A 26,868-nucleotide genomic window follows, 5' to 3' on the forward strand; every position below is an offset into this window, starting at 1 on the left:
TTGGAAATGAACACCTTAATATTTTAGGGTTTTGTAACGCTTGTTGTAGGGGGCTAAAGCCTGTACAATTCGCGCCCTTAATACCATTTACCGTCATCGAAGAGGCACCATGACCACACAAAAAGTCAATCTACTCGATTTTGATCGCAAGGGCATGCGTCAGTTTTTCCAAGAGGAACTGGGCGAAAAAGCCTTCCGTGCTGATCAGATAATGAAGTGGATCTATCATTTTGGTGTCGACGACTTCGAGAAGATGACCAACATCAATAAGAAACTGCGTGAGAAGCTGATTCGTTTGGCGGAAATCAAAGCGCCAACCGTATCTGAAGCTCAGCACTCTTCTGATGGCACCATTAAATGGGCAATGCGTGTTGGCGATCAAGACGTAGAAACCGTTTATATTCCTGATGATGATCGCGCGACGTTGTGTGTTTCTTCGCAGGTGGGTTGTGCGTTGGAATGTAAGTTCTGCTCAACGGCTCAGCAAGGCTTTAACCGCAACCTAAAAGTATCGGAAATCATTGGTCAGGTGTGGCGTGCTGCGCGCGAAGTCGGTCTTGAAAAAGAGACGGGTCGTCGCCCAATCACCAACGTGGTAATGATGGGTATGGGTGAGCCGCTGCTTAACATGAAAAACCTAATGCCAGCACTTGAACTGATGCTTGATGATCTGGGTTTTGGTCTGTCTAAGCGTCGTGTAACGGTATCAACCTCAGGTGTTGTCTCTGGTCTGGATCAGATGACGGGTCAAATTGACGTTGCGCTAGCGATCTCTCTGCACGCGCCAAACGACAAGCTTCGTAGCGAAATCATGCCAATTAACGATCGCTGGGATATCCAAGACTTTCTGGCATCTGTTCGTCGCTACATTGCGTCTTCCAACGCGAACCGTGGCAAGGTAACGGTTGAGTATGTGTTGCTTGACCATGTGAATGACGATATGGATCACGCACGCGAACTAGCGGAGCTTCTTAAAGATACGCCGGCGAAGATCAACCTGATCCCGTTCAACCCGTACCCAGGCTCTCCATATAAAAAGCCGAGCAACTCGCGTATCGACCGCTTTATGAAAACTCTAATGCAGTATGATTATACTGTGACGGTTCGTAAGACTCGTGGTGATGATATCGATGCCGCTTGTGGTCAGCTTGTCGGTGATGTGATTGACCGTACCAAACGTACGCAGCAAATTGCGGCTCAAAAAGGCCAGCAAGCAATACCGGTTAAAGCCGTATAATTCGCGTACTCAGATTGTGTTATTCAAAGCCAAGTTTCGACTTGGCTTTGTTGTATCCAGAGGTGAGTAAAAATAGCCGCTTCAATTCATCTCACAAACTCTGATCTTTGCCACATTTTCTAGATAAATAATTGAACAATAACGGAACAAATATAGTTTTCGTTAATCAAATACTACGAAATGTCGCCAGAAAAATATGAGTCGTGTTAATTTTTAATCAAAATTGTCACTATTTGCGCTGTTTTTACTCTGGACATTTTAACTCGCGTGGAGAATCGACTATGATGAGCAGTTCCAATCGAGATGATGCTGGCTAACTCAATCAGTCAGACAGAAATCATAATAAAATCGAGCGCTTTACAAACAGAGAAGTGCCGCAGTTGGCCATTTGGGACTATGCTGTATTGAACAGCTAGTGCGAGCGATTTACCAAACTAAGATCACGAACACCAATTAAAAATAACGAACGAAGCGTGTTGTGTCGAAGTGACAACCAATAAGAAGTACAACATCAATGAGTACTGAGCAAAATAACGCCACAGAACAGTCACCGCAAGCCGAGCAAGTGATACTTGCCGGTACCATTCTAAAGCAAAAGCGTGAGGCATTGGGTCTGACGCAGAAACAAATCGCCGATCGCTTGCGTTTGCGTGTCGCGATCATTCAGAAAATAGAATCGAACGAGTTCGATGGTGAACAAGTTGCAACGTTTACGCGTGGCTACTTACGATCTTACGCAAAAGCCGTAGGTATTGACGAACAAGAGGTGCTCGGCACCATCGAAAATCACAGTGCAGCCCAGCACTCCGAACAGCCCATGCAGAGTTTTTCGAAAAAAACCAATAAAGAAAGACACGATAGCCGCATCATGAAGCTCACTTGGGGTATTGGTGTGGTCATTATCGGTATTTCTTCGGTTTGGTGGCTGCAAAACCAACAAAAAGATACCTTGTCTGAAATCGCGGACACTTCAAGCAATGATCCTGCATTTGAAGTGGAAGCCCCAGCAACTGAAAAAATCGCCACACTTGAGGCAGAGCTTGTTGCCAATGAGCCAGAAGTGAAGACGCTCGATGTGTCAGCGATCGTTGCCACACCTGAAGAGCCACAAATTGAAGCACCTGAAGCTAGCCAAACTGAAGCGCCTGCTGAAGTAGAAGTTGCTGAGGTAGTGGAGCAAGCTGAACCTGCTGTAGCGGAGCCAAAGCCTGCTAATGGGCTGACAAATCTGACGATGTCGTTCTCTGGTGATTGCTGGATCCAAGTGAAAGACGCTGATGGCAAAACGGTATCGACCGGCATTAAAAAAGCGGGAGATAACCTAAGTCTGGAGGGCAAAGCGCCTTTCAAAGTTATTTTAGGTGCGCCTGAGAAGGTTTCTATGACATTAGCGAGTGAACCTGTCGACCTTTCTGGGTATACTTCAGGCAAAGTAGCTCGATTCACCTTACCTTAGAAAACACTATGCATCACGAATCACCAATTAAACGTCGTCCCTCTACGCGTATTTATGTGGGCGATGTACCTATCGGCGATGGCGCACCTATCGCCGTTCAGTCAATGACGAACACGCGCACGACCGATGTAGCCGCGACGGTTGCTCAAATCAAAGCTTTGGAAAACGTAGGCGCTGACATCGTTCGTGTCTCTGTTCCTACCATGGATGCGGCGGAAGCCTTCCGTGAGATCAAAAAGCAGGTTTCTATTCCGCTGGTCGCTGATATTCACTTCGACTACCGTATCGCGCTGAAAGTCGCTGAATACGGCGTTGACTGTTTGCGTATCAACCCAGGCAACATTGGTAATGAAGAGCGTATTCGTTCGGTTGTTGACTGTGCTCGCGATAAGAACATTCCAATTCGTATTGGTGTCAATGGTGGCTCTCTGGAAAAAGAGATCCAGATGAAATATGGCGAACCTACGCCAGAGGCTTTAGTTGAATCTGCAATGCGTCACGTCGACATTCTTGATCGTCTTAACTTTGACCAGTTCAAAGTGAGCGTAAAGGCGTCAGACGTATTCCTGGCGGTGGACTCTTACCGCCTACTGGCTAAGAAAATCGACCAACCGCTTCACCTAGGTATTACGGAAGCGGGTGGTGCTCGTGCGGGCTCGGTGAAATCATCGGTTGGCCTTGGCATGCTGTTAGCAGAAGGTATCGGTGACACGCTGCGTATTTCTCTGGCTGCGAACCCAGTAGAAGAAATTAAAGTGGGTTTCGATATTTTGAAATCACTGCGTATCCGTTCTCGCGGCATCAACTTTATTGCTTGCCCAAGCTGTTCACGCCAAGAGTTCGACGTGATTAGCACCGTCAACGCACTAGAAGAGCGATTGGAAGATGTGATCACACCAATGGACGTATCGATCATTGGCTGTGTGGTTAATGGTCCAGGTGAAGCCGAAGTGTCTCATCTTGGCCTAGCCGGCAGTAACAAAAAGAGTGCTTTTTATGAAGACGGTAAACGTCAGAAAGAGCGCTTTGATAACGATGACCTCGTTAATCAGCTCGAAGCAAGAATTCGAGCTAAAGCATCGATGCTAGATTCCGCAAATCGCATCGAAGTAAATGAAGTAGAAGACAAATAATCTCAACGAAATTACGGTATTAAACTGTGGCAAAAACTATTCAAGCAATCCGAGGCATGAACGACTGCCTCCCAACACAATCTCCACTTTGGCAAAAAGTTGAGAATACAGTGAAGCATGTGGTCAGCGCATATGGCTACAACGAAGTACGTATGCCAATCGTTGAGATGACCCATCTATTCAGCCGCGCTATCGGTGAAGTGACCGACGTGGTAGAGAAAGAGATGTACACCTTTGAAGACCGCAACGGCGATAGCCTAACACTGCGCCCAGAAGGTACAGCTGGCTGTGTTCGTGCAGGTATTGAAAACGGTTTGCTTTACAACCAAGAGCAGCGCTTGTGGTACATGGGTCCAATGTTTCGTCACGAGCGTCCGCAAAAAGGTCGCTACCGTCAATTCCACCAATGTGGTGTGGAAGTATTTGGTCTAAACGGCCCTGACGTTGACGCTGAACTTATCATGATGACAGCACGTCTTTGGCGTGAGCTGGGTATCGACAAGCATGTTCGTCTAGAGCTGAACTCTATTGGTTCTCTAGAAGCGCGTGCTAACTACCGTACGGCACTGATTGCTCACCTAGAGCAGCACGTTGATGTGTTGGATGAAGACAGCAAACGTCGCATGCATACTAACCCGCTACGCGTATTGGATAGCAAGAACCCAGACGTTCAAGCGATCTTGGTGGACGCGCCTGAGCTTTCTGACTATCTAGATGAAGAGTCGAAAGCACATTTTGCAGGTCTGTGTGAACTTCTTGACGCGGCAGGTATCGAATATACGGTTAACCAACGTTTGGTTCGTGGCCTAGATTACTACAACCGTACTGTTTTTGAGTGGATCACTGAAAGCCTAGGAGCACAAGGTACAGTTTGTGGCGGTGGCCGCTACGACGGCCTTGTTGAACAGCTTGGCGGCAAAGCAACACCAGCAGTTGGTTTCGCTATGGGTCTTGAGCGTCTTGTACTGATGATGGAAACGCTTGAACTGACCGACGTTCGTCGTAGCGTTGATGCTTATGTCGTTACGGCCGGCGAAGGGACTATGATGGCTGGTATGAAGCTTGCCGAAAGTCTTCGTGAAGCAATCCCTGGTATTCGAGTGATGAACCACTTTGGTGGTGGTAACTTCAAGAAACAATTCAAACGCGCGGACAAAGTAGGCGCGGTTTATGCACTTGTGCTTGGTGAGACTGAAGTGGCTGAGAATACGGTCGTCGTCAAAGATTTGCAGGGCGGAGAGCAAGAAACTGTTGCTCAAACCGAGTTAGCCGCTAAATTAGCAGATATTATTTAAGTTTAAACCCAAGACAATAGGCAGCGAGGTTTCAGCTGCCTATTCGTTTAGGTAACGATTTCTTTTAAGAGGACAGGAAGTGGAACTCTACGATTCTGAAGAACAACAAGTTGAAGCGATCAAAGACTGGTGGAAAGAGAACGGCAAAGCCGTTGTGCTTGGCGTTGTTGTTGGTCTAGGTGGTTTATTTGGCTGGCGTTATTATCAAGATTCCGTTGTCCAAGCTCAGGAAGCAGCATCAGAACAGTACAGCAAAGCGGTTGAGTCAATTGTAGCGAAAGGCGCAGATTCAAGTGCAGATGTACAAGCGTTTATCGATACCAGCAAAGACAGCGAATACGCGGTTTTAGCGGCCATGCAATTGGCAAAAGCACAAGTAGAAGCGGGCAACTTTGAAGATGCTTTGACGCAGCTTCAGTGGGCTCAAAGCACTACGAAAGATGCGGCGATTACTCCTTTAGTGACTTACCGTATTGCACGTCTAATGATTGAGTCAGGCGACAATGCGGGTGCTCGCGCTGAACTTGATAAAATCACTGATACAGCCTGGGCTGGTCGCGTGGCAGAACTTCGTGGTGACATTGCGATTCGCGAAGGCGACCGTGATGCGGCGTATACCGCTTACACCGAAGCGCAGCAAGCACAAGATGCTAGCCAAGCGCTACAGCTAAAATTGGATGATCTTGCCAAGTAAGGGCTATAGCCGATGAATAGACTCGTTAAAAAGGTATTACTTTCTATCTCGGTATTAGGTGTACTTGCAGGGTGTTCGAGTGAAGAAGACACCATCATTATGGCACCGCTACCGACAGTGCAAAGTGAGTTTACTCCTAGCTCGGAGTGGTCTTCGAGTATTGGCGATGGCGTTGGAAGTTTCTTCTCAAAACTGTCTCCTGTCTACGCGTATGACAAGTTGTTTGTTGCCAGCCGTGAAGGTGAAGTGAAAGCTATGGATCCGGAAACGGGCAAAACCCTTTGGCAGGTGGATATCACCGGCGAGGTGACGGCTCGACTTTCAGGTGGCATCGCTGCAGCCTATCAAAAGCTTTACATTGGCAGTGAAAATGGCGAAGTGATTGCCCTTGACGTCAACACGGGTGAAGAGCTTTGGCGAGCAGAAGTGAACGGTGAAGTTCTGGCGATGCCTGTAGCGGATTCCAGCCTTGTTATGGTACACACCAGTCAAGGCGTATTGACGGCACTAGAACAAACAAGTGGTGAAGAGCGCTGGGCAATCAGTACCGATGTGCCGAACTTAACACTGCGAGGTGATAGCGCACCAGTGACGGTTTCTGGTGGTGTGTTCTGGGGTACCGCGAATGGTCGATTGGCGGCAGCCATCATTGATCGTGGTCAGCTGATTTGGCAGCAGCCTGTGGGTACGCCAAAAGGTGCGACCGAGATTGACCGCTTGGTGGATGTTGATTCGTCACCAATTATCTTGGGTGGCACGCTGTACACTGTGGGCTTCAATGGTCAGTTAATTTCGATTGATTTGCGTTCGGGTAATCCAATTTGGAAGCGTAACTACTCTTCTGCCACAGACATGGCAACAGACAACCGCAGCCTGTTTTTGATCTCAGAAACGGATCACGTTATTGCCGTTGATGCGCGTAGTGGTACAGAGCTTTGGGAGAACAGCCAGCTTGAGAACCGTCAGTTGACAGCTCCTGTGATTGTCGATGGTTACATTGTGGTGGGTGACAGTCTTGGTTATCTGCATTGGCTAGATCGTCAAACTGGCGAGTTTGTAGCACAGCAAATGACGAATGACAGCGGCATGGCGGTGGGCCCAACATTGGTACCTGGCGGCTACGTGATCATCAATCGCGACGGTGAAATAAAGAAACTCACCATTAACTAGAAAGCGTGATATAATTCACAAACGGCTCCTGGCTGATTTTCAGTTAGGAGCCGTTTTATTGCTGCGAAGCAAAAGGATCTTTTCGAGCTCGGACAGATAGAATGCGTTGTGGTTATAGGAAAACGAAATCATTTTTACCTATAACTACAATAAGAAATTAAGTGTAGAGGTTAATATGTTACCTGTTGTTGCCCTAGTTGGACGCCCAAATGTGGGTAAGTCGACACTGTTTAATAGACTGACGCGTACGCGTGATGCTTTGGTAGCGGACTTTCCGGGACTAACGCGCGACCGTAAATATGGTCAAGCTCAACTGGGTGAGAATGAGTTCATTGTTATCGATACTGGTGGTATTGACGGCACTGAAGAAGGTGTAGAAACCAAAATGGCGGAACAATCGTTAGCTGCGATTGAAGAAGCTGACGTAGTACTATTCCTTGTGGATGGTCGTGCGGGTTTGACCGTTGCGGATGAAGCGATTGCTAACCACCTACGTAAAATTGAAAAGCCAGCTTTCCTTGTTGTTAACAAGGTAGATGGTATTGATGCTGATGCTGCAAGCGCTGAGTTTTGGCAGCTAGGTGTTGAAAACATGTATCACATTGCTGCGGCTCATGGCCGTGGTGTTACCGCTCTGCTTGACCGCGCCTTGGATCCTTTCTTTGAGCACCTATCAGAAGCTGAAGGTGAAATCGAAGATCTGACCATGTTCGAAGATGAAGAAGAGAAACTCGACTATACCGAAGAAGAAGCGGAAGCTGAGTATAAGCGTCTTCAAGATCAGCCAATCAAACTGGCTATCATTGGTCGTCCAAACGTCGGCAAATCAACTCTGACTAACCGTATTCTTGGTGAAGAGCGTGTCGTGGTTTATGACATGCCAGGTACGACGCGTGATTCCATCTATATCCCGATGGAGCGCGATGGTCGTGAATATGTTCTGATTGATACCGCAGGCGTACGTCGTCGTAAACGTATCAATGAAACGGTTGAGAAGTTCTCGGTGGTTCAAACGCTAAAAGCGATTGAAGATGCCAACGTGGTGTTGGTGGTTATCGATGCTCGCGAGAATATCTCAGATCAAGATCTTAGCTTGCTAGGTTTTGCCCTTAACGCAGGTCGCTCAATTGTTCTAGCAGTGAACAAGTGGGATGGTTTGGATACAGACGTGAAAGAGCAGGTGAAAAAAGAGCTAGACCGTCGTCTAGGCTTTGTGGACTTTGCACGTATTCACTTTATCTCTGCGCTTCATGGTACAGGTGTTGGTCACTTATTCGAGTCTGTTCAAGAAGCGTACAAGTCGGCTACGACACGAGTAGGTACATCAGTGCTGACTCGTATCATGAAGATGGCAACAGAAGATCACCAACCGCCTATGGTTCGTGGTCGCCGCGTGAAGCTCAAATATGCGCACGCTGGTGGTTATAACCCACCAATCGTTGTTGTTCACGGTAACCTAGTGAACGAGCTGCCAGATTCGTACAAGCGCTACCTAATGAACTACTACCGTCGTTCACTGGAAATCATGGGTACGCCAATTCGAATTAACTTCCAGAGCAGTGACAACCCGTTCGAAGGTAAAACGAGCAAGATGACACTTTCTCAGGAGCGCAAGCGTAAGCGCCTGATGACTATGATGAAAGGTCGTCCTAAAAAATAAAGCATTAGCGTAATAACGCCCTCTGAATTAAGAGGGCGTTTTTTTGTGTTCAATAAAAGTCATGTTGTAAGGAAAGGTTGATGATCACAGCCACTAAGGTGCACTTTTGCCATCAAGTTTGGACGCTGGAAAGTCAGATCCAATTTCTCTCTCAAACCGAACAATATTGTGACGTCGTCGTCGCAGAGACGCCTTTTCATCCTGTTAGCCATATCTGGCCGGATCATCCAGCAGATAAAGGCATATTGTCGGCAATTGGTGTTGATTATGAGGTTATCGATTGTCTAGTTGGTGCAGTTGAAGTGGCCACTGGCGTTCTTTACGTTGCAGAGTCGATTCCGGTTAAGCGTGATACTGAAGGTTGGGTATTTGTCGTCGTTCATCGTATTGCAAAGGATGCCAAGCTGACCGCGAAGCAAAGCGTGACTCTACAAGTAGACAAGCAATATCAACAAAGCCTGAGCCGAGGACACAGCGCCGGTCATATTGCCTCACTCGCCCTGAACAAAGTATTGGCGTTAGCCTATTGGCGAAAAGATGCCGATCGAAAGGACGGCTTAGGACACTATGATTTTAATAGTTATGCTCAAGAGCAGAGCTTTGTATCGCCAAATCGCTGTTTTGACAACTATCGACTGGGTAAAACGCTGCGAAAGCGTGGCTTGAATACCGCACAAGTGTTGGAAGAGATCGCGGATATTGAAACTAAGGTTAATCAGCAGCTGCAAGATTGGCTAAGCGTACCAAGTGATGTAAAGATGAGGCTTGAGGGGCCATATTTGACCAGTTCTCGTTACTGGCATTGTCATTTGGACGGTGTAGACGTTGTCATGCCTTGCGGTGGAACTCACATTTCGTCGACAAAAGCGTTTTCAAGAGTCAACGTTGTGCTGCGTGCTATCGATGGGAGTTATATCGAAATGCACACCGATGTAATTCAATAATGGCAAATGCGATCTTTTTATTAAATTCTTATTTGGTCGGTTTTTTGTTTTTCTTGTGGGTTTTTATGCTACCTAAAATCGAAATGCAGGATATGTAACTTATGCTTTCGGTGTGTGGTTATATAAATGTTCTTTTTTAAGCAGATCGCTGATCAAGCTGGCTTTTGAAGATGATCATATAAAGATCGTTTTCACGGGATCACCTTGTTCGGTGTATGTAAGGCTTTAAAGGTTAAATTACGTTCAAATATTCTTTTGGTCAATAGTTCATCTATCTGTCCCCTGTGTTAGTATGTGCTCGAAGCGCATAATAAACAGTCTGCTACCCGCTTTGCGAGAGTGATAAAGCAGTAAACAAAAAGACGCGAACTATGAACAAAGACTTGCTGATCGATGCCCATAAGGGCATGAATAACTTATTAAAGGATCTCGCACTGGGACTTCCCCAATCCCAGTTAGTGTCAAGGATAGTCAAGCTGACAGAACGCTTATTTCCGGACAAACGAGTTTCAATTTTATCAATGGATGAAGAAACCCATTGTTTGCACACTGTGGCAGCGCCCAATCTGCCTATTGCGTACACTCAGGCGATCGATGGTCTCGCCATTGGTGAAAAGGTTGGATCCTGTGGCGCCGCTGCTTTTCTGAAGCGCTCAGTGATCGTTGATGATGTGACGCAACATCGTAACTGGCAGCCGTATATAGAGTTGGCGGATTCTGCCGACATTCGAGCCTGTTGGTCGGTTCCCGTCATTTCCACGCAGCAACAATGCTTAGGGACTTTTGCTCTCTATAGTAATAGCGCAGCGACACCGGAAGCCATTGAGGTTGAAATGTTAGAATCACTGGCCGCAGTGTATTCGGTGGCACTTGAAAAGTATGCACTTGAAGATAAGCTTACTTTCCAAGCTCAAATGGATCCTCTCACACACTGTTTAAATCGACGTGAGCTCCTTGAGAGAGTCGAGAAGAGTCATTGCTTCGACGGTAATATACTTGGCTGCTTTTTTGTCGACATTGATAAGTTTAAACACGTGAACGACGAATATGGTCATTATTTTGGTGACAAAGTACTTAAAGCGGTGGCGAAAGAGCTCAAGGAGATACTACCAACTCAAGCGGTACTCGGCCGTTATGGTGGTGATGAGTTTTTGGCGTTTTGTTGTTTTCCAAGCGAAGAGGAGGCTCGAGAGTTCTATGAGACTCTGAGTAGCGAATTGAATAAGCCAGTGACATTAGAGGAGACTAATATCTCTGTTAGCGTTGGATTTGCTACCAAAGAGTGTTGCTCTGATTTGCCGATGGACAAGTTGATCCGTAAAGCGGACGCTGAGATGTACAAAGTTAAACGACGCAATCGACGCACCGTGCCAATGACAACGTATTCTCAGATGCTTGCTTCTTAGCACTAGGTTCGCCTGTCTGTAGTATCTGGACGGAGCAAAGACTGAAAGGTGACTTTGATTCGCATCAATGCGGATTCTGCAATGAAAATCGTATGATGATAATATTAAATATTGCTAATATAGGTTTGAGTCATGACAAATCCACAAAATAGCTGTCCGGCGTGTCATCAAGAATTAGATTGGGATGGTCAGTACCACTGTAGTGACTGTCAACGCCACTATAAGAAGATCGGCTTTTGTCCCGATTGCGACGCGGAGTTAGAGAAGTTACAGGCGTGCGGCTCTGCAAGCTACTTTTGTAATGGCTGCAATGAGCTCAAGTCAAAGTCCCGAGTGAAATTTGTCTTTGAGACTGTTGACTAGGCAAGTCTGGCCAGATTAACCGTTATCCCGTGTACGAATAACCTGAGACTCGATAACACCGTTATCGAGTTTCGTCGTTATGGTACTACCGACTTCGACAGAGTGGGCATTGGTGATCACTTGGCCATTACCGTCCTGAGTAATCGAATAGCCGCGCTGCAGCGTCGCGAGTGGGCTGACGGTATCCAGTTTTCCTGCCGTTACAGCAAACTGATGCTTGGCGGTATCGAGCTGTTTTTGTATCGCTTGCTTAAGCCGCGTTTGTAACTGTGTTAATCGATTCGATTGTTTTTCTAATTGACGATCTGGAGAGAGTGCCATCAATCGATGCTGCTTGTTGTTAAGACGCAGAGCTTCTTGCGATAGGCGCTGCTTCATTGCTGTACTTAAACGGTATTCAAACTCATCAAGAAGTTGGCTCTGTCTTTGCAGCTGATGTTTTGGGTGATGACTGTTTAACGCTTGTGTCAGCTCAGAAAATTGCTGTTTTTGCTGAGCAAGGTAAATCTGCATAGTATTGCGCAGCCTTTGCTCTCGACTCTTTAGTGACTCATGTTTGTGTGATGTGTCATTACTGACTAGCTCTGCTGCCGCGCTTGGTGTTGGTGCACGGACATCGGCAACATAATCGGCAATAGTGACATCAATTTCGTGTCCGACTGCACTAATGATAGGGATTTGACTTGCAGCGATGGTTCTCGCCACGATTTCGTGGTTGAAGCACCATAAATCTTCCAGTGAGCCACCACCTCGACCGACAATCAAGACATCACACTCGTTACGACTGTTGGCGCGGCCAATAGCTTGAGCGATCTCAATCGCTGCCATATCACCTTGCACCGTTGTTGGGTAGATAACGACTGGGAGGGATGGATCGCGCCTTTTTAGTACATCAAGAATATCGAACAGTGCGGCACCAGTTTTAGAGGTGATGATACCTACGCGTTTAGGATGTGAAGGCAGAGGCTTTTTTAGTGACTGTGAGAATAATCCCTCAGCCGCCAGCGACATCTTCAGCTTCTCAAATTCTTGCTGCAGTCTGCCATCACCTTCCGGCTGCATCGACTCAATGATCAGTTGGTAGTCGCCACGTGGCTCATACAAAGAGAGACGTGCTTTCACCAAAACTTGATTGCCATTGGTAGGCTTAAAGGTGACACGACGATTGTTGCCACGGAACATGGCGCACTTAACTTGAGCGCGTGAGTCTTTTAGCGTGAGGTACCAGTGACCAGAGACAGGTGCAGAAAAGTTAGAGATTTCACCGACTAACCATACAATTCCCATTTCATTTTCTAGTAATAAACGTACTTCGGAATTCAGACGAGAAACCGTGTAAATGTTCTGATTAGGAGAAGATGACTGAGAAGTAGATCGCGGGGATAGGGACACAGCTAATCTCAAAGGCGTGAGTATGGAAATTAGCGGCAATATAATACATATCAAGGGGGTAATTGCAAATAAAAAATAGAAAAATGTGTAGCCAAGCGATTTCGTCGGGCGTATAATCCCACCGCAATATCTAATCCAAATCACCTTATTATGCGAAACGATAAGGGCGGATTTTTTCTTTAAACTCCTCTATTGTGAGATATTGCAAATGCTAAGAATTGCCAAAGAAGCGCTGACGTTCGATGATGTACTACTCGTTCCAGCTCACTCCACCGTTCTCCCAAACACAGCTGATCTTCGCACTCGGCTGACCAAGAATATCACTCTGAATATTCCAATGATCTCTGCGTCTATGGACACAGTGACAGAAGCGCGTCTTGCGATCGCGCTAGCCCAAGAAGGTGGCATTGGCTTTATCCACAAGAACATGTCTATCGAGCAACAAGCTGAGCAGGTTCGTCTAGTTAAAATCTTTGAAGCAGGTGTGGTTACTAATCCAGTAACGGTTAGCCCAGAAGCATCTATTGCTGATGTGGTTGCGCTGACTGATAAGCATGGCTTTGCAGGCTTCCCTGTTGTTGCTGAAAACAACGAACTCGTAGGCATCATCACTGGTCGTGATGTTCGCTTTGTTACTGATCTTTCTAAGAAAGTAGAAGCAGTAATGACGCCAAAAGAGCGCCTAGCCTCTGTTAAAGAAGGTGCTTCTCGTGAAGAAGTACAAGAAGAGATGCACCGTGCACGTGTTGAAAAAGTACTGGTTGTGAACGACGAGTTCCAACTAACCGGTATGATTACAGCAAAAGACTTCCACAAAGCAGAACGTAAGCCTAACGCATGTAAAGATGCGCAAGGTCGTCTACGCGTTGGCGCTGCGGTTGGTGCTGGTGCTGGTAACGAAGAACGTGTTAAAGCGCTTGTTGAAGCAGGTGTTGACGTTCTACTTATCGACTCTTCACATGGTCACTCAGAAGGTGTTCTAAACCGTATCCGCGAAACTCGCGCAGCATACCCAGAGCTAGACATCATCGGCGGTAACGTTGCAACAGCTGCTGGTGCTAAAGCACTGATTGAAGCTGGCGTAAGCGCAGTTAAAGTGGGTATCGGCCCAGGCTCTATCTGTACAACTCGTATCGTAACCGGTGTTGGCGTTCCTCAAATCACGGCGATTTCAGACGCGGCAGCCGCTGCGGAAGAATATGGCATCCCAGTTATCGCTGATGGCGGTATCCGTTTCTCAGGTGATATCTGTAAAGCTATCGTAGCTGGCGCATCTTGTGTCATGGTTGGTTCAATGTTCGCTGGTACTGAAGAAGCACCAGGTGAAGTTATTCTTTACCAAGGCCGTTCATACAAAGCTTACCGCGGTATGGGTTCTCTTGGCGCAATGTCTCAAGGCTCTTCTGACCGTTACTTCCAATCTGACAATGCAGCAGACAAGCTAGTACCTGAAGGTATCGAAGGTCGTATCGCTTATAAAGGTCGCCTGAAAGAGATCGTTCACCAGCAAATGGGTGGTCTTCGTTCAAGCATGGGTCTAACTGGCTCTGCGACTATTGAAGACATGCGTACTAAAGCTGAATTCGTTCGCATCTCTGGTGCAGGTCTAAACGAATCTCACGTACACGATGTTCAAATCACCAAGGAAGCGCCTAACTACCGTTTGGGTTAATTAATCGTTTAGGTTAATTAACCACTTAGGTTAATAGCGATAACGTAGTGACATAAATCCTACGTAAACGTTTGCTTTTTTCCTTGAAGCAAAGATAAGAGGCGGGTAAACTCGCCTCCGTTTTCAACACTTAGCTGATAAGATTGCCCAAAATGACGAAAAATATTCATGACCAACGAATTCTGATCCTAGACTTCGGTTCTCAATATACACAACTAGTAGCACGTCGCGTTCGTGAGATCGGTGTTTACTGTGAACTATGGAGCTGGGACGTAGAAGAAGCGGATATTCGTGAATTCAACCCAGACGGTATCATCCTATCTGGTGGTCCAGAAAGCGTTACGGAAGACAACTCTCCACGTGCTCCTCAGTACGTATTTGATTCAGGTGTGCCAGTTCTTGGTGTGTGCTACGGCATGCAGACCATGGCAGAGCAGCTTGGCGGTAAAGTAGCGGGCTCTGATGAGCGTGAATTTGGCTACGCACAAGTTAAAGTATCTGGTGACTCTGCAATCTTTAAAGATCTTGAAGAAACTCAAGATGTTTGGATGAGCCACGGCGACAAAGTTGTTGAAATCCCAGCAGACTTCGTAAAAGTTGGTGAGACGGATACTTGTCCGTACGCAGCAATGGCAAACGAAGAGAAGAAATACTACGGTGTTCAGTTCCACCCAGAAGTGACACACACTAAACAAGGCCTGCAAATGCTAGAGAACTTCGTTCTTGGTGCTTGTGGCTGTGAGCGTCTGTGGACGCCTGGCTCTATCATCGAAGACGCCGTTGCTCGCATTAAAGAACAAGTGGGCGACGATGAAGTGATTCTTGGTCTATCTGGCGGTGTTGACTCATCAGTAGTAGCGATGCTTGTTCACCGTGCTATCGGTGACAAATTGACCTGTGTATTCGTAGACAATGGTCTTCTGCGTCTAAATGAAGGCGAGCAAGTGATGGATATGTTCGGCGACAAGTTCGGTCTGAACATCATCAAAGTAGACGCAGAAGAGCGTTTCCTTACTGCACTTGAAGGCAAGTCTGATCCAGAAGAAAAGCGCAAGACAATCGGTCATGTATTCGTAGACGTATTTGACGAAGAGTCGAAGAAGCTAGAGAACGCGAAGTGGCTAGCGCAGGGTACGATCTACCCAGATGTTATTGAATCTGCAGCGTCGAAAACTGGTAAAGCACACGTCATCAAGTCTCACCACAACGTGGGCGGTCTTCCTGATGATATGGAAATGGGTCTTGTTGAGCCGCTACGCGAGCTTTTCAAAGACGAAGTGCGTAAGATCGGTCTAGAACTAGGTCTTCCATACAACATGCTTTATCGTCACCCGTTCCCAGGTCCTGGTCTAGGTGTTCGTGTTCTTGGCGAGATCAAGAAAGAGTACTGTGATCTACTGCGCCGTGCTGACGCTATCTTCATTGAAGAGCTACACAATGCAGACCTTTACCACAAGGTATCTCAAGCGTTCACTGTATTCCTACCAGTACGTTCTGTAGGTGTAATGGGCGATGGCCGTAAGTACGACTGGGTTGTTTCTCTGCGTGCTGTTGAGACTATCGACTTCATGACAGCTCACTGGGCTCACCTACCATACGACTTCCTAGGTAAGGTTTCTAACCGTATCATCAACGAAGTAGGCGGTATCTCGCGCGTGGTTTACGACATCTCTGGTAAGCCACCTGCAACTATCGAGTGGGAATAATCCTCGATAAGTCTTCTGTTTGAGACAAATTAAATCGCAAAAAGCCGACATCATGTCGGCTTTTTTTATGCGTGTCGGAAAATACTGAACATTAATATGCAATTAGTAAAACTTAGATTGCAAATAATGGATCTGCTCAACATTGGTATTTTGAATTAAAATTTTCCTACAAACTTTGTAACTAATTTTGAATTTAAGGCTCTTTGACAATGTCTAACAAACTCGCTAACCCAGCGCCGCTTGGCCTTATGGGTTTTGGTATGACGACCATTCTACTTAACATCCACAACGCAGGTTTCTTTCCTATTGATTCGATGATCCTGGCTATGGGTATTTTCTATGGCGGTCTAAGCCAAGTGTTTGTAGGCATGATGTGCTTTAAACGTGGTGACACATTCGGCACCACAGCTTTCACTTCGTACGGTCTATTCTGGTTAACGCTGGTGGGTATTATTGTCATGCCTTACATGGGTCTTCCAGCAAGCCCTGCGAAGTTTATGGGCTGGTATTTACTGCTTTGGGGTGTATTTACTGGTTTCATGTTCATCGGCTCACTTTGCTACCCAGTGGCTAAGCAAGTGGTATTTGGTTCATTGACCATTCTATTCTTCTTGCTTGCTGCACGTGATTTCTTCGGCAGTGAACTGATCGGTACCATCGCTGGCTTTGAAGGCATTTTCTGTGGTGCGAGCGCGATTTACTTCGCAATGGCTCAAGTACTTAACAACGAGTACGGCCGCACTATTTTGCCTATCGGTGAGAAAAAAGCGCCAGTAGCTTCAGCACACGAAGTGGCAGCATAATTTAAGTTTCATTCATTCGGGAACAGTGAATGATAAAAGGGGTAGCTAAGCTACCCCTTTTCTTTTCTCATGATTTATTGGCTACTTCAGTCATCCCTGCGTAGGCAGGGATCTACCCAAAGCGATCGCCAAATCTAATTATGACGTCTGCGTCTGAGTCGACCCAGAATCCGCCGCCTGAGCCGCTTCAGGCTTTTTACCTGTCTTACGCTCGTATCGACCTTCCCAGTAATCTGCGTTCTTGATACCAAGAGCAACTGGGTTAAACGTATACTCTTCAACGCCTTCTTTTTGCTGCTTCTCGTAATCTTTAAGTGCAACGATAGCTGGTTTCGCGATGAAGAAGATAATCAAGATACCAACAATGTTTAGCCACGCCATGAGACCTACGCCCACATCACCCATTGCCCAAGCCATATTCGCTGTCTTTACGGTTCCATAGAATACAGAGGTAATTAGAACCAGCTTCAATAGGAACATCAGACCGCTTACCTTAAAGGTACGACGAATGTAAGCAATGTTGGTTTCTGCAATGTAGTAGTACGCCAAGATAGTGGTAAAGGCGAAGAAGAACAGTGCGAATGCAATGAACAGTTTACCCACACCTGGCATAGTGCTTTCAATTGCTAGCTGAGTGAACGCAGGGCCATTAGCGCCAACCGTTTCCGCTAGGTTTTGAACGAGGAATGTGCTCTCAGGACCGTGTACATTGTATGCGCCGGTGATAAGAATCATAAACGCCGTTGCAGAACAAACCAGCAACGTATCGATGTAGATAGAGAAAGATTGAACCAAACCTTGCTGAGCTGGGTGATCAACGTTTGCCGCTGCCGCAGCGTGAGGGCCGGTACCTTGACCTGCTTCGTTAGAGTAAACGCCACGCTTAACACCCCAACCAATCGCAGCACCAAAGCCTGCCATTGGTGTGAAGGCATCACCAAGAATCATCCCCACGATACGTGGTACTTCACCGATGTTCAGAAGAATGATGACAAAGGCGATGATGATGTACGCAAGCGCCATAAATGGAACAACGATCTGCGTGAAATGTGCAATACGCTTAACACCACCAAAAATGATGAAGGCTAGAATGATAGAGATGACAGCGCCAGTGAAAATTTTGGCAAAACTGATGGTACCGATCGCTGTGTCAATCATTGCGCCTGTGCCAAAGGCAGTTTCTACGGCATTACCAATACTGTTTGATTGAACGCCTGGAAGAAGCACGCCACACGCAAAGATAGTCGCAATCGCGAAGATCCACGCGTACCACTTCTGACCCATGGCTTTTTCAATATAGTAAGCAGGACCACCACGGAACTCGCCCTGGTCTTCCTCTTTATAGATTTGTGCCAGTGTAGATTCGATGTAGGCGGTCGCAGCACCGAAGAAGGCCACCATCCACATCCAGAAAACTGCACCAGGCCCACCAAAACCGATAGCCGCTGCAACGCCCGCGATGTTACCTGTACCGACACGCCCAGACAGCGAAACGGCCAGTGCTTGGAACGATGAAATCCCTTTCTCTGAGCTCTTACCTGATAGCAGTAGGCGCCACATTTCGAAGAAATGACGGACTTGTACAAATCGAGTAAGAATGGAGTAGAAAAGGCCAGCACCAAGACATAAATAAATAAGAGCGGGACTCCAGATAATCCCATTTAAAAAATCAACTAAAGACTGCATAGTTCTTCCCTGTAAAGCTTGGGATGAGGTCGAAACTCAGCGACTCATGGTCTGATTGTTCGACATCATTTGTTGATGCTCATCCTTTATCAATCGTCCTTGCTTGCACGAAAAGCATGACAAAGGTAAGCGCGAAGTGTTTGAACCTAGCAAACACGAACCGACATCCTAACCAACTTTGTTGCTAATGTTAAACGTGGTTGTAAATATTGTGTTAACGCGTGACTTTGGGCACAAAATCCGAAGTGGGGCTTGTGGATGTGATTTTTGTTTGTTAAGTGACCAGTAGAGAGATGAAAAAATGCCGACTCTAGGGTCGGCATTGAGGGTTTATTTTGTATCAAGACCTTGCTGCCAAAAGGCAATTTCCATTCTTGTCGCTGTTTTAAACACTTGTATGAGTTCGCGACCTCTTTGGCTATCTAGCTCAATCTCTTTGAGTAGTTTGTCTAAACGTTCAATACTCACCTGTACCCCTGATTGAAAATCTTCACCAGCATAAAGCTCAATCCAGCTGCGATACGGGTTGCCTTCCAATACCGTGGTTGGTGACTTAATCAAGGCTTTACCGATGACGGCATAACCAATTGCGCAAGGGGCGAGCGCTGCATAAAGATCGACAAGCTCACCTGTCATACCCGCATCGAGTACATAACGGGTATAAGCTACGGTACCAAAGTCTTCGGTTTCCGCTTCCATGTCGGCTTCGGTGATGCCCCATTGACTGCAATAGGCGACGTGATGCCCAATCTCAGACTCAAGAAGCGCCGCAACGCTCGGCACAGCTTCCCGCATTTGCGTCAGAGTTTTCGCCTTATAGATAGCCAACGCGTAAGCACGGGCATATTGTTTTAGAAACAGAAAGTCTTGCTTGAGGTAATGCAAGTAAGCTTTCTGCTCAAGTTGACCAGTTGCTAGTTGCTGTACAAATTCATGCTCGGTATAGCCTTGCCATTCGACACGGCAAGTATTGATAAGATCTTGGTGGTTCATAGTTGCTCCTAAAGCACCGGTACCATTGTTTGGGCAGTCGGCTTGTTAGAGATGATCTTGTGTTGGTACATAAACTCGGTGAACGCATCGTACTTGGCGGCATCAATCGCTGATGGACGCAGTGCAAATCGAGTGAGTGTATCGCGCCATGCACGTTTATTGAGTTCGTTGTTGAGTGTGTCTGGCGCGTAAGCGACAAACTCGTTCCAAGAGTCCTGAGGGTGGTTAACGATGTAAGTGGTGGCTTTTTCAATCGCACGGTTAAACTTGGCAATCGCTTCTTTGTCATAGCTGTTTGCATTCGCGACAAATACCAACTCTTCATAGGTTGGAACGCCATGCTCTTCTGGGAAGAAGGCTTTTGGTTTGAAACCTTCCAGCTCTAGCTGATTAGTTTCGAAGTTTCGAAGACCGCCCCAAATCGCATCCACTTTGCCCGATGCCAATGATGACGACAGTGCCCAGCCTACATTGATGATCTGAACATCTTTATACTCGACCCCCTCAGTTTTTAGCATTGTGCCAATGGTTGCTTCCTCATTACCTGCGATAGCAATACCAATTTTTTTACCTTTAAGGTCAGCGAGAGAATTAATCTTGCCGTTATCCAACACCATCATAGTGTTGAGCGGTGTGGCGATGAGTGTCGCGCTGCGAATAAGTGGCAGTCCGGCAGCAACGTCAATGGTTAGGCTGGTTTGGTAAGAGACCGCCATATCCACTTTGCCCGCTGCAACGAGTTTGGCTGGTGTACTCGGATCCGCAGGCTCTTGGATGTTGACCTTAAGGCCTTGTTCCTCAAAGTAGCCGCGCTCTTTCGCAATCACAATTGGGCCATGGTTTGGGTTGACGAACCAGTCGAGCATCAGCGTGATAGACTTATCGGCTGCGTTGGCCGCGAATGTGGTCATGGCAGTGAGCAGTGCAGCCATAGCCTTCTTGGAGGTGAATGTCATGTGTTTTCCTTTTTGACTTTAGTTATTTTCCCACGGGATCAGACGCTTGAGCGCCCAGTCGGTAATGAAATAGAGAGAGACGGACACCGCCGCCAAGATGAACAACGCAGCAAACATTTCATCAATGAGCATGCGAGCATTGGTTTGTAGCATGAGGTAGCCAAGGCCTTCGCTTGACCCCACCCACTCACCGGCAACCGCACCAATCGGTGCAACCACAACCGCAACGCGAATGCCTGATGCAAGTACAGGCAAAGAAGCGGGGAGGCGAATATGCCAAAGCTGTCGCCAACGGTTTGCCCCCATCGTCTGCGAGAGATCGAGGTAACCAGTGGGTGTATTTCTCAAGCCGTCATAACAGCAGGTGGTGACCGGAAAGAAAATGATCAGCGCCGCCATGACGACTTTAGAGGCAATTCCGTAACCCAACCAAAGCATCAAAATCGGTGCTAAGGCGAATACTGGGATGGCTTGGCTGGTGATAAGAATGGGGAGTAGCCAGCGCTTTACCGGCTGAAAAAGCAGCATTTGCAGGGCAAAGAATAGCCCCATTGAGAGACCAAGCAGAAGACCCAACAAGATTTCCTGGCTGGTCACCCAGGTATGCTTTAACAACACGTCATAGCGTTCTATGAGCTTAATAAACACAGCTTCTGGAGCGGGCAGGATGAAGCTTGGCATCTCAAAAACAACGACTATGCCTTTCCAGAGTGCCAAGATGATCACCAAGCTTATAAGTACCCGCATCATGGCACTTAAACCCTGCTTTGAGGCTTGTTTGTGGCTTCGATTAGCAATATCAGCGAGTGGCGTCATTTTAAGCCTCCCGATGTTGATTCTGTATGCGTTTTCGCTAGGTGTTCGAGAATGGACTGCTGAATCTTGGCAAACTCACCATCAATACATCGAGGGATGGCTTGTTTCGGAGGGATAATGCTATGCAGTCTGGCCGGTGCGCCGTTCATCACCAATATTTGCTCGCCTAACCGCAGCGCTTCTTGCGGATCGTGGGTGATAAGCAAAACGGTTTTGTCTTTGAGTAGAGTCGCGGCAAGCTGTTGCAACTTATGGCGTGTCACTGCATCAAGCGCGGAAAAAGGTTCATCCATCAATACCACGGGTTTGTCTTGCATTAGAGTACGAGCCAATGCAACACGCTGGCGCTGACCTCCGGATAACTCCGCAGGCCTTGCTGCTGCTTTCTTTGCAAGACCCACTTGCTCAAGCAGTAATTGCGCCTTTTGGCGTGTCACGTCATCGACTTTTTTGCCATTGAGCCTAGAAGCAAGGCACACATTATCGATCACGCTGAGCCAAGGCAACAGGAGATCTTGCTGCGCCATATAGGCGACTTGCCCAGAAAGTTCGGTCAAATTGGGTGTAAACACTGAGGCACGAAAATCGACTTTCTCGCTCAGTATTCCAGCTAAGTAGCGCAGTAGTGTCGATTTCCCGCAACCACTTGGACCGAGTATAGCGGTCCAAGTGGCGGCACTAAACTCAACGTTGAGTTCAGAGAATATCGGCGTTTCATCCCCTATATAGGTTAGGGTCGCGCCCAGTATGCGAATAGGCGTCATCGCATTAAGCGTCTTTATTCAGCGCGTAAAAGTGGTGAACGGGGCCGTGACCTCTACCAATGTCGAGTTCATCAGCGTGCGCTATCGCTTGAGTAATATAGGCCTTACCATGCTTAACGGCTTCGCTCAGCCCATGACCTTGAGCAAGAAAAGACGCGATAGCTGAGCTTAATGTGCAGCCAGTACCGTGGGTATTTTTAGTGGCAATTCGCTTGGTCTCGAAATGCTCAACATTCTCCGCAGTGATAAGTAGATCGTTGCTACTTTGCTCCGATTCTAAGTGTCCACCTTTAAGCAAGATGGCTGGTGTCTCTAAGCTACGCAAGGAATCTATCAATGCTTCCATTTGTTGCTGTGATTGAGGGACGTCAGTGCCCAGTAGAGCGGCGCCTTCCGGGAGGTTTGGCGTGATAACGGTCGCTAGCGGCAGTAGCTCCGACTTTAATGCATCAATGGCAGAACTCTCGAGTAGCAAATCGCCGCTGGTCGCGACCATAACTGGGTCTAGAACCACAAACTTAGGCTGGTACTCGCGAAGCTTTTCTGCCACGGCACCAATAATATTGGTGTCAGCAAGCATGCCGATTTTGACTGCGACAACATTGAGATCGGTGAACACGGCGTCAAGTTGCGCTTTTACAAATTCAGGGTCGATACCCAAAATACCAGTCACGCCTTGTGTATTTTGTGCCGTAAGCGCGGTAATAACAGAGCAAGCGTAAGCGCCCGTCGCTGAAATAGCTTTGATGTCTGCTTGAATGCCTGCGCCGCCGCCGGAATCGGAACCTGCGATGGTTAAGACAATTGGAGTGTTTTGAGATGTTGTCGCCATAAATGCTCCTTACTTGCGAAAGAGATCCATAGCGATTTGAAAGACACTGGTTGTAGCATCTTTGCTTTCTATAGTTCCCTACGCCAGTACTAACTGAATCAGGTTCAACGGGTCTCACCACATGGTGATCTCAGCAAAAATGCCCCCCGACTAATAAGGATGTCATTGTCATATAAGCGCAGCGATTTTTCCAGTCTTAGCGAATAACAGCGCATTATTTGTGTCTCAGAACAACTTTCATTGCTCGGGTGAATGCGTGCGCCTGGTCGGATGTTTCTGTTGAATCTCTTTAGTGTTAATCACTTATGTGATGATCGAATTAAGAGAAAAATTCTGGGTACAGGATTGGATACTGAATGAAACTGCGTGAGACGAGCCAGTTAATTTTGAGTGGTGACTCGAAGTGAAATTTATTTTTGCGCAAAAAATAAACGCACCCGCCTATTAATAAATACCGATGTTCACACTTTGTTAACGTGTGTGAGCAGAGATACTTTTCGTCTTTCAAGGAAAGAGAATGACAATGAAAAAATTATTATTAGGCTTATCTGCTGTTGCGTTGGCAGTAAGTCAAGGCGCTGTTGCTGCTCCTGCAACACCGTCTATCGACGTCTATGGCTCAAACAATCTTCAGTTTTCTAAAATCCAGCTCGCGATGGAAACCACCTCTGGTTATAACCAGATGGTGCAGTACAAAGATGCCGCAGACATTAGCATCCAGTTCAACCAATGGAGTGGAACAACTGGCGATACATACAATATATATTTCGATGGTGTGCAAGTCGCGACCGGTTCTATCTCGGGCAGCCAAACACTGGCTAAGTTTAACTATGCACAAGGTGGTCGCTATCAAGTCGAGGTTGAAGCGTGTGATGCGACGGGTTGTTCACGCAGTGCACCTGCTGAACTTATTGTCGCGGATACAGATGGCGCACATCTACCACCGCTGACAATGAATGTGGATCCGAACAACAAAACGTTCAATACCGATCCAAATACCGTAGTCGGTACTTACTTTGTAGAGTGGGGCATCTATGGACGCAAGTTCACAGTCGACAATATCCCAGTCGATAACCTCACGCATATTATTTATGGCTTCATTCCAATTTGTGGGCCAAACGAATCGGTGAAATCCGTTGGTGGTAATAGCTTTAATGCACTAAAAACCGCTTGTCAGGGAATGCCTGATTACGAAGTCGTGATTCATGACCCTTGGGCTGCATACCAAAAAAGTTTCCCACAGGCAGGACATGAGTACAGCTCTCCAATTAAGGGGAACTATGCCATGATGATGGCGCTTAAACAGCGCAACCCGGATCTAAAAATCCTTCCTTCTATCGGTGGCTGGACCCTTTCTGACCCTTTCTACAGCTTTACTGATAAGGCCAATCGTGATGTCTTCGTTGCATCGGTGAAGCGCTTCCTACAAACGTGGAAGTTTTATGATGGTGTCGACATTGATTGGGAATACCCAGGTGGTCAAGGTGCCGCACCTGATCTTGGCGATCCATTGCGTGATGGCGATGCTTATGCAGCTTTGATGCAAGAGCTACGTATGATGCTTGACGAGTTGTCAGCGGAAACTGGGCGTACTTATGAACTGACATCGGCAGTGGGTGTGGGCTACGACAAAATTGAAGACGTGAACTACGCTGACGCGGTTCCACATATGGACTACATCTTCGCGATGACTTACGACTTCTACGGTGGTTGGAACAACGTACCTGGTCACCAAGCTGCGCTTTATTGCGGTAACTTTATGCGCCCTGGCCAGTGTGATGGCAATGGCGTAGATGCGGATGGCGTACCATACAAAGGCCCAGCTTACACAACCGACAACGGTATCCAATTGCTGCTTGCGAAAGGCGTACCAGCCAACAAACTGGTCGTCGGTGCTGCTATGTACGGTCGTGGCTGGGAGGGTGTCATGCCTGAGACTTTGACAGACCCAACCGATCCAATGACAGGTGTTGCAACAGGTAAGCTAAAAGGCTCGACGACACAAGGCGTGTGGGAAGATGGCGTAATTGACTATAAAGGTCTGAAAACGTACATGATTGGTTCAAACAATACTGGCGTTAATGGTTTTGAATATGGTTATGACGAGCTTGCTGAAGCGCCTTATGTTTGGAATCGCACGACAGGTGAGTTGGTAACCTTTGATGACCCTCGTTCAGTGATTGCCAAAGGTCAGTACGTTCGTGCACAAGGCTTTGCAGGTCTGTTCTCGTGGGAAATCGATGCTGACAATGGGGATATCCTCAATGCGATGCACGAAGGCCTAGCGGGCGGGACTCCGGTGAACCGTGCGCCAACAGCCAATGCTGGTGGCAATCAAACCGTAGTAGGACCTGCTACCGCAATCTTAGATGGTTCTGGTTCTCGTGATAGTGATGGTTCGATTGTCAGCTACGCTTGGTCGCAACCAGCGGGTCAGTCTCTCGCAGTGACTGGCGCGAACGGCGCTCAGTTAAGCGTGGATGTGGCAGAAGTGACGGTTAGCGAGCAATACAGCTTTACACTGACAGTGACCGATAACGAAGGTGCCACGGACAGTGCCACAGTTACGTTAACGGTTAATCCTACAAGCACTACACCAGTAAACACTGCGCCAGTGGCAGCTATTGCAGGCCCTACAATGGCAAATGCCAATGACGTTGTGACACTGGACGCATCAGGCTCGACTGATAAAGAAAATGATCCATTGACGTTTACTTGGGAGACGCCAGCTGGATTGGCTGTAGTCACCAATGGTGCACAAGTGAGCTTCACAGCTCCAAGTGTTAATGTCGATACCAACTATGTGCTAACGGTTGTTGTAAGTGACGGTTCTCTTACATCAAGTCAGTCACAGACTGTGACGGTTAAAGCCGATACTGTCGGGGCAACATGCGCAGCTCCTTGGGATGCAACAGCTGTTTACACTGGTGGACAAGAAGTGACGTACCAAGGTCATGTGTATTCTGCCAAGTGGTGGACGCAAGGTGATGAGCCAAGCAAATCAGGTGAATGGGGTGTGTGGAAAGATCTAGGTCCATGCCAGTAACTCGATGTTGTTAAGCCATCATAGCTCGCAAAAGGGTGTGCTGGGTTGTATGACACCTCTCCAATGCACCTAGCGAGTTGTGATGGCGCCATAGTAAAACAGCCGCTCAGTAATGAGCGGCTGTTTCTATTTTAAGTCTGCGTAGTTATGCTGACTTTTCACTCGCTGCCAGGCGATACTGAACCATGTCTTCTATCGTCAGTACGGGCATATTATGAAGCTTGCCGAAGGCAACGATTTCTGGTGCTTTCGCCATAGTGCCGTCTGGGTTGGTTACTTCACACAGGACGCCAAATGGAGATAGTCCCGCCATTTGCATAAGATCAATGGTGCCTTCAGTGTGGCCACGACGAGTCAGCACGCCACCTTGTTTCGCTCGAAGCGGGAAAACGTGACCTGGACGCGCTAGATCTTCCGGGCGAGCACCAGGCTGGCAAGCGGTTTTAATGGTTGTGACGCGATCAGCTGCAGACACGCCAGTTGTCACGCCGACTTTTGCTTCAATAGAGACAGTAAAAGCGGTTTGGTTAGCGCTGTTGTTGTTTTCGACCATAGGTGGTAAATCGAGCTGTTTGGCTTGCTCATCAGTCACGCATAGGCAAACAATGCCGCTACACTCACGGATCATCAGTGCCATCTGCTGGTTAGTGAGATGATCAACGGAATAGATGATATCGCCTTCGTTTTCTCGATCTTCGTCATCGAGTAGCAATACGCCACGGCCTTCGCGAAGCGCTTGTAGCGCAAGTTCAACACGCTCTAAAGGTGTGCCAAAGTCGGCAAGAAGTGAAGTTTGGTTCTGATTCATGGTAATACTCCTAACTTTAAGTACCAGAATCAGGGC

21 protein-coding genes, 1 pseudogene and 1 riboswitch are annotated in these 26,868 nt (G+C 47.3%); of the genes and pseudogenes, 14 read left to right on the forward strand and 8 right to left on the reverse strand.

Going from position 1 to position 26,868, the window contains the following annotated elements:
- Positions 1-109: 109 nt before the first annotated feature.
- From ACVA6Q_RS15285 to ACVA6Q_RS15330, 10 genes are all read left to right on the forward strand, one after another.
- A complete protein-coding gene (locus ACVA6Q_RS15285; RefSeq protein ID WP_353497935.1) occupies positions 110-1,237 on the forward strand; it encodes a bifunctional tRNA (adenosine(37)-C2)-methyltransferase TrmG/ribosomal RNA large subunit methyltransferase RlmN in 1,128 nt (375 codons plus the stop codon).
- Positions 1,238-1,751: 514 nt separating this feature from the next.
- Positions 1,752-2,693: a cytoskeleton protein RodZ gene (rodZ, locus tag ACVA6Q_RS15290; RefSeq protein ID WP_446648087.1), complete on the forward strand. Its 942-nt coding sequence runs from the start codon at positions 1,752-1,754 to the stop codon at positions 2,691-2,693.
- Between the two features lie 8 nt (positions 2,694-2,701).
- Positions 2,702-3,826, forward strand: coding sequence for a flavodoxin-dependent (E)-4-hydroxy-3-methylbut-2-enyl-diphosphate synthase (ispG, locus tag ACVA6Q_RS15295; protein WP_353497936.1), 1,125 nt, complete (start codon positions 2,702-2,704; stop codon positions 3,824-3,826).
- Positions 3,827-3,852: 26 nt separating this feature from the next.
- Positions 3,853-5,121, forward strand: coding sequence for a histidine--tRNA ligase (gene hisS, locus ACVA6Q_RS15300; RefSeq protein WP_353497937.1), 1,269 nt, complete (start codon positions 3,853-3,855; stop codon positions 5,119-5,121).
- A 79-nt stretch (positions 5,122-5,200) separates the two neighbouring features.
- Positions 5,201-5,815, forward strand: a complete 615-nt coding sequence (locus tag ACVA6Q_RS15305) for a YfgM family protein (RefSeq protein WP_446648088.1) — start codon at positions 5,201-5,203, stop codon at positions 5,813-5,815.
- 12 nt (positions 5,816-5,827) lie between these two features.
- Positions 5,828-6,985: an outer membrane protein assembly factor BamB gene (gene bamB, locus ACVA6Q_RS15310; protein ID WP_353497939.1), complete on the forward strand. Its 1,158-nt coding sequence runs from the start codon at positions 5,828-5,830 to the stop codon at positions 6,983-6,985.
- A gap of 175 nt (positions 6,986-7,160) precedes the next feature.
- On the forward strand, positions 7,161-8,645 hold the full coding sequence (der, locus tag ACVA6Q_RS15315; RefSeq protein ID WP_353497940.1) for a ribosome biogenesis GTPase Der: 1,485 nt from the start codon (positions 7,161-7,163) through the stop codon (positions 8,643-8,645).
- A gap of 77 nt (positions 8,646-8,722) precedes the next feature.
- Positions 8,723-9,589 carry an alanyl-tRNA editing protein gene (locus ACVA6Q_RS15320; RefSeq protein WP_446648089.1) on the forward strand — a complete coding sequence of 289 codons (867 nt, stop codon included), beginning with the start codon at positions 8,723-8,725 and terminating at the stop codon, positions 9,587-9,589.
- A 407-nt stretch (positions 9,590-9,996) separates the two neighbouring features.
- Entirely contained in the window at positions 9,997-10,995 is a 999-nt protein-coding gene (locus tag ACVA6Q_RS15325) for a sensor domain-containing diguanylate cyclase (protein ID WP_446648167.1), read from the forward strand.
- Between the two features lie 132 nt (positions 10,996-11,127).
- Positions 11,128-11,358, forward strand: coding sequence for a zinc ribbon domain-containing protein (locus ACVA6Q_RS15330; protein ID WP_446648090.1), 231 nt, complete (start codon positions 11,128-11,130; stop codon positions 11,356-11,358).
- Positions 11,359-11,373: 15 nt separating this feature from the next.
- Here ACVA6Q_RS15330 and xseA read toward each other — a convergent pair whose 3' ends face one another.
- Positions 11,374-12,750 carry an exodeoxyribonuclease VII large subunit gene (gene xseA, locus ACVA6Q_RS15335; RefSeq protein ID WP_446648091.1) on the reverse strand — a complete coding sequence of 459 codons (1,377 nt, stop codon included), beginning with the start codon at positions 12,748-12,750 and terminating at the stop codon, positions 11,374-11,376.
- Positions 12,751-12,958: 208 nt separating this feature from the next.
- Here xseA and guaB point away from each other — a divergent pair, with 208 nt between their 5' ends.
- The 3 genes from guaB to ACVA6Q_RS15350 all read left to right on the forward strand — a co-directional run bounded on the left by guaB (position 12,959) and on the right by ACVA6Q_RS15350 (position 16,931).
- Positions 12,959-14,422 carry an IMP dehydrogenase gene (gene guaB, locus ACVA6Q_RS15340; protein ID WP_446648092.1) on the forward strand — a complete coding sequence of 488 codons (1,464 nt, stop codon included), beginning with the start codon at positions 12,959-12,961 and terminating at the stop codon, positions 14,420-14,422.
- A gap of 152 nt (positions 14,423-14,574) precedes the next feature.
- Positions 14,575-16,128 (forward strand): glutamine-hydrolyzing GMP synthase, encoded by a 1,554-nt coding sequence (guaA, locus tag ACVA6Q_RS15345; protein WP_418641729.1) that lies wholly within the window; start codon positions 14,575-14,577, stop codon positions 16,126-16,128.
- 209 nt (positions 16,129-16,337) lie between these two features.
- A complete protein-coding gene (locus ACVA6Q_RS15350; protein WP_112460970.1) occupies positions 16,338-16,931 on the forward strand; it encodes an acetate uptake transporter in 594 nt (197 codons plus the stop codon).
- A gap of 138 nt (positions 16,932-17,069) precedes the next feature.
- Here the strand turns inward: ACVA6Q_RS15350 and ACVA6Q_RS15355 are convergent, their stop codons facing one another.
- From ACVA6Q_RS15355 to thiD, 6 genes and pseudogenes are all read right to left on the reverse strand, one after another.
- Positions 17,070-18,617, reverse strand: a complete 1,548-nt coding sequence (locus ACVA6Q_RS15355; RefSeq protein WP_446648093.1) for an alanine/glycine:cation symporter family protein — start codon at positions 18,615-18,617, stop codon at positions 17,070-17,072.
- Between the two features lie 330 nt (positions 18,618-18,947).
- A complete protein-coding gene (gene tenA, locus ACVA6Q_RS15360) occupies positions 18,948-19,610 on the reverse strand; it encodes a thiaminase II (protein WP_446648094.1) in 663 nt (220 codons plus the stop codon).
- A gap of 8 nt (positions 19,611-19,618) precedes the next feature.
- Entirely contained in the window at positions 19,619-20,566 is a 948-nt protein-coding gene (locus ACVA6Q_RS15365) for an ABC transporter substrate-binding protein (RefSeq protein ID WP_446648095.1), read from the reverse strand.
- 18 nt (positions 20,567-20,584) lie between these two features.
- Positions 20,585-21,313: pseudogene (locus ACVA6Q_RS15370) on the reverse strand (ABC transporter permease); the annotation flags it as partial.
- A 65-nt stretch (positions 21,314-21,378) separates the two neighbouring features.
- The gene (locus tag ACVA6Q_RS15375; RefSeq protein WP_446648096.1) at positions 21,379-22,146 is read right to left on the reverse strand and encodes an ABC transporter ATP-binding protein; all 768 of its coding nucleotides are present in this window, start codon (positions 22,144-22,146) and stop codon (positions 21,379-21,381) included.
- Positions 22,147-22,150: 4 nt separating this feature from the next.
- The gene (gene thiD, locus ACVA6Q_RS15380) at positions 22,151-22,978 is read right to left on the reverse strand and encodes a bifunctional hydroxymethylpyrimidine kinase/phosphomethylpyrimidine kinase (RefSeq protein ID WP_446648097.1); all 828 of its coding nucleotides are present in this window, start codon (positions 22,976-22,978) and stop codon (positions 22,151-22,153) included.
- 58 nt (positions 22,979-23,036) lie between these two features.
- A riboswitch (TPP riboswitch) is annotated at positions 23,037-23,137 on the reverse strand.
- Between the two features lie 364 nt (positions 23,138-23,501).
- On the opposite strand from thiD, the gene ACVA6Q_RS15385 reads away from it, so the two are divergent.
- Positions 23,502-26,024 carry a glycosyl hydrolase family 18 protein gene (locus ACVA6Q_RS15385; RefSeq protein ID WP_446648098.1) on the forward strand — a complete coding sequence of 841 codons (2,523 nt, stop codon included), beginning with the start codon at positions 23,502-23,504 and terminating at the stop codon, positions 26,022-26,024.
- 145 nt (positions 26,025-26,169) lie between these two features.
- Here the strand turns inward: ACVA6Q_RS15385 and ribB are convergent, their stop codons facing one another.
- Positions 26,170-26,832, reverse strand: coding sequence for a 3,4-dihydroxy-2-butanone-4-phosphate synthase (ribB, locus tag ACVA6Q_RS15390; protein WP_338163636.1), 663 nt, complete (start codon positions 26,830-26,832; stop codon positions 26,170-26,172).
- Positions 26,833-26,868: the final 36 nt, after the last annotated feature.

The organism is Vibrio sp. DNB22_10_4 (assembly GCF_052879755.1).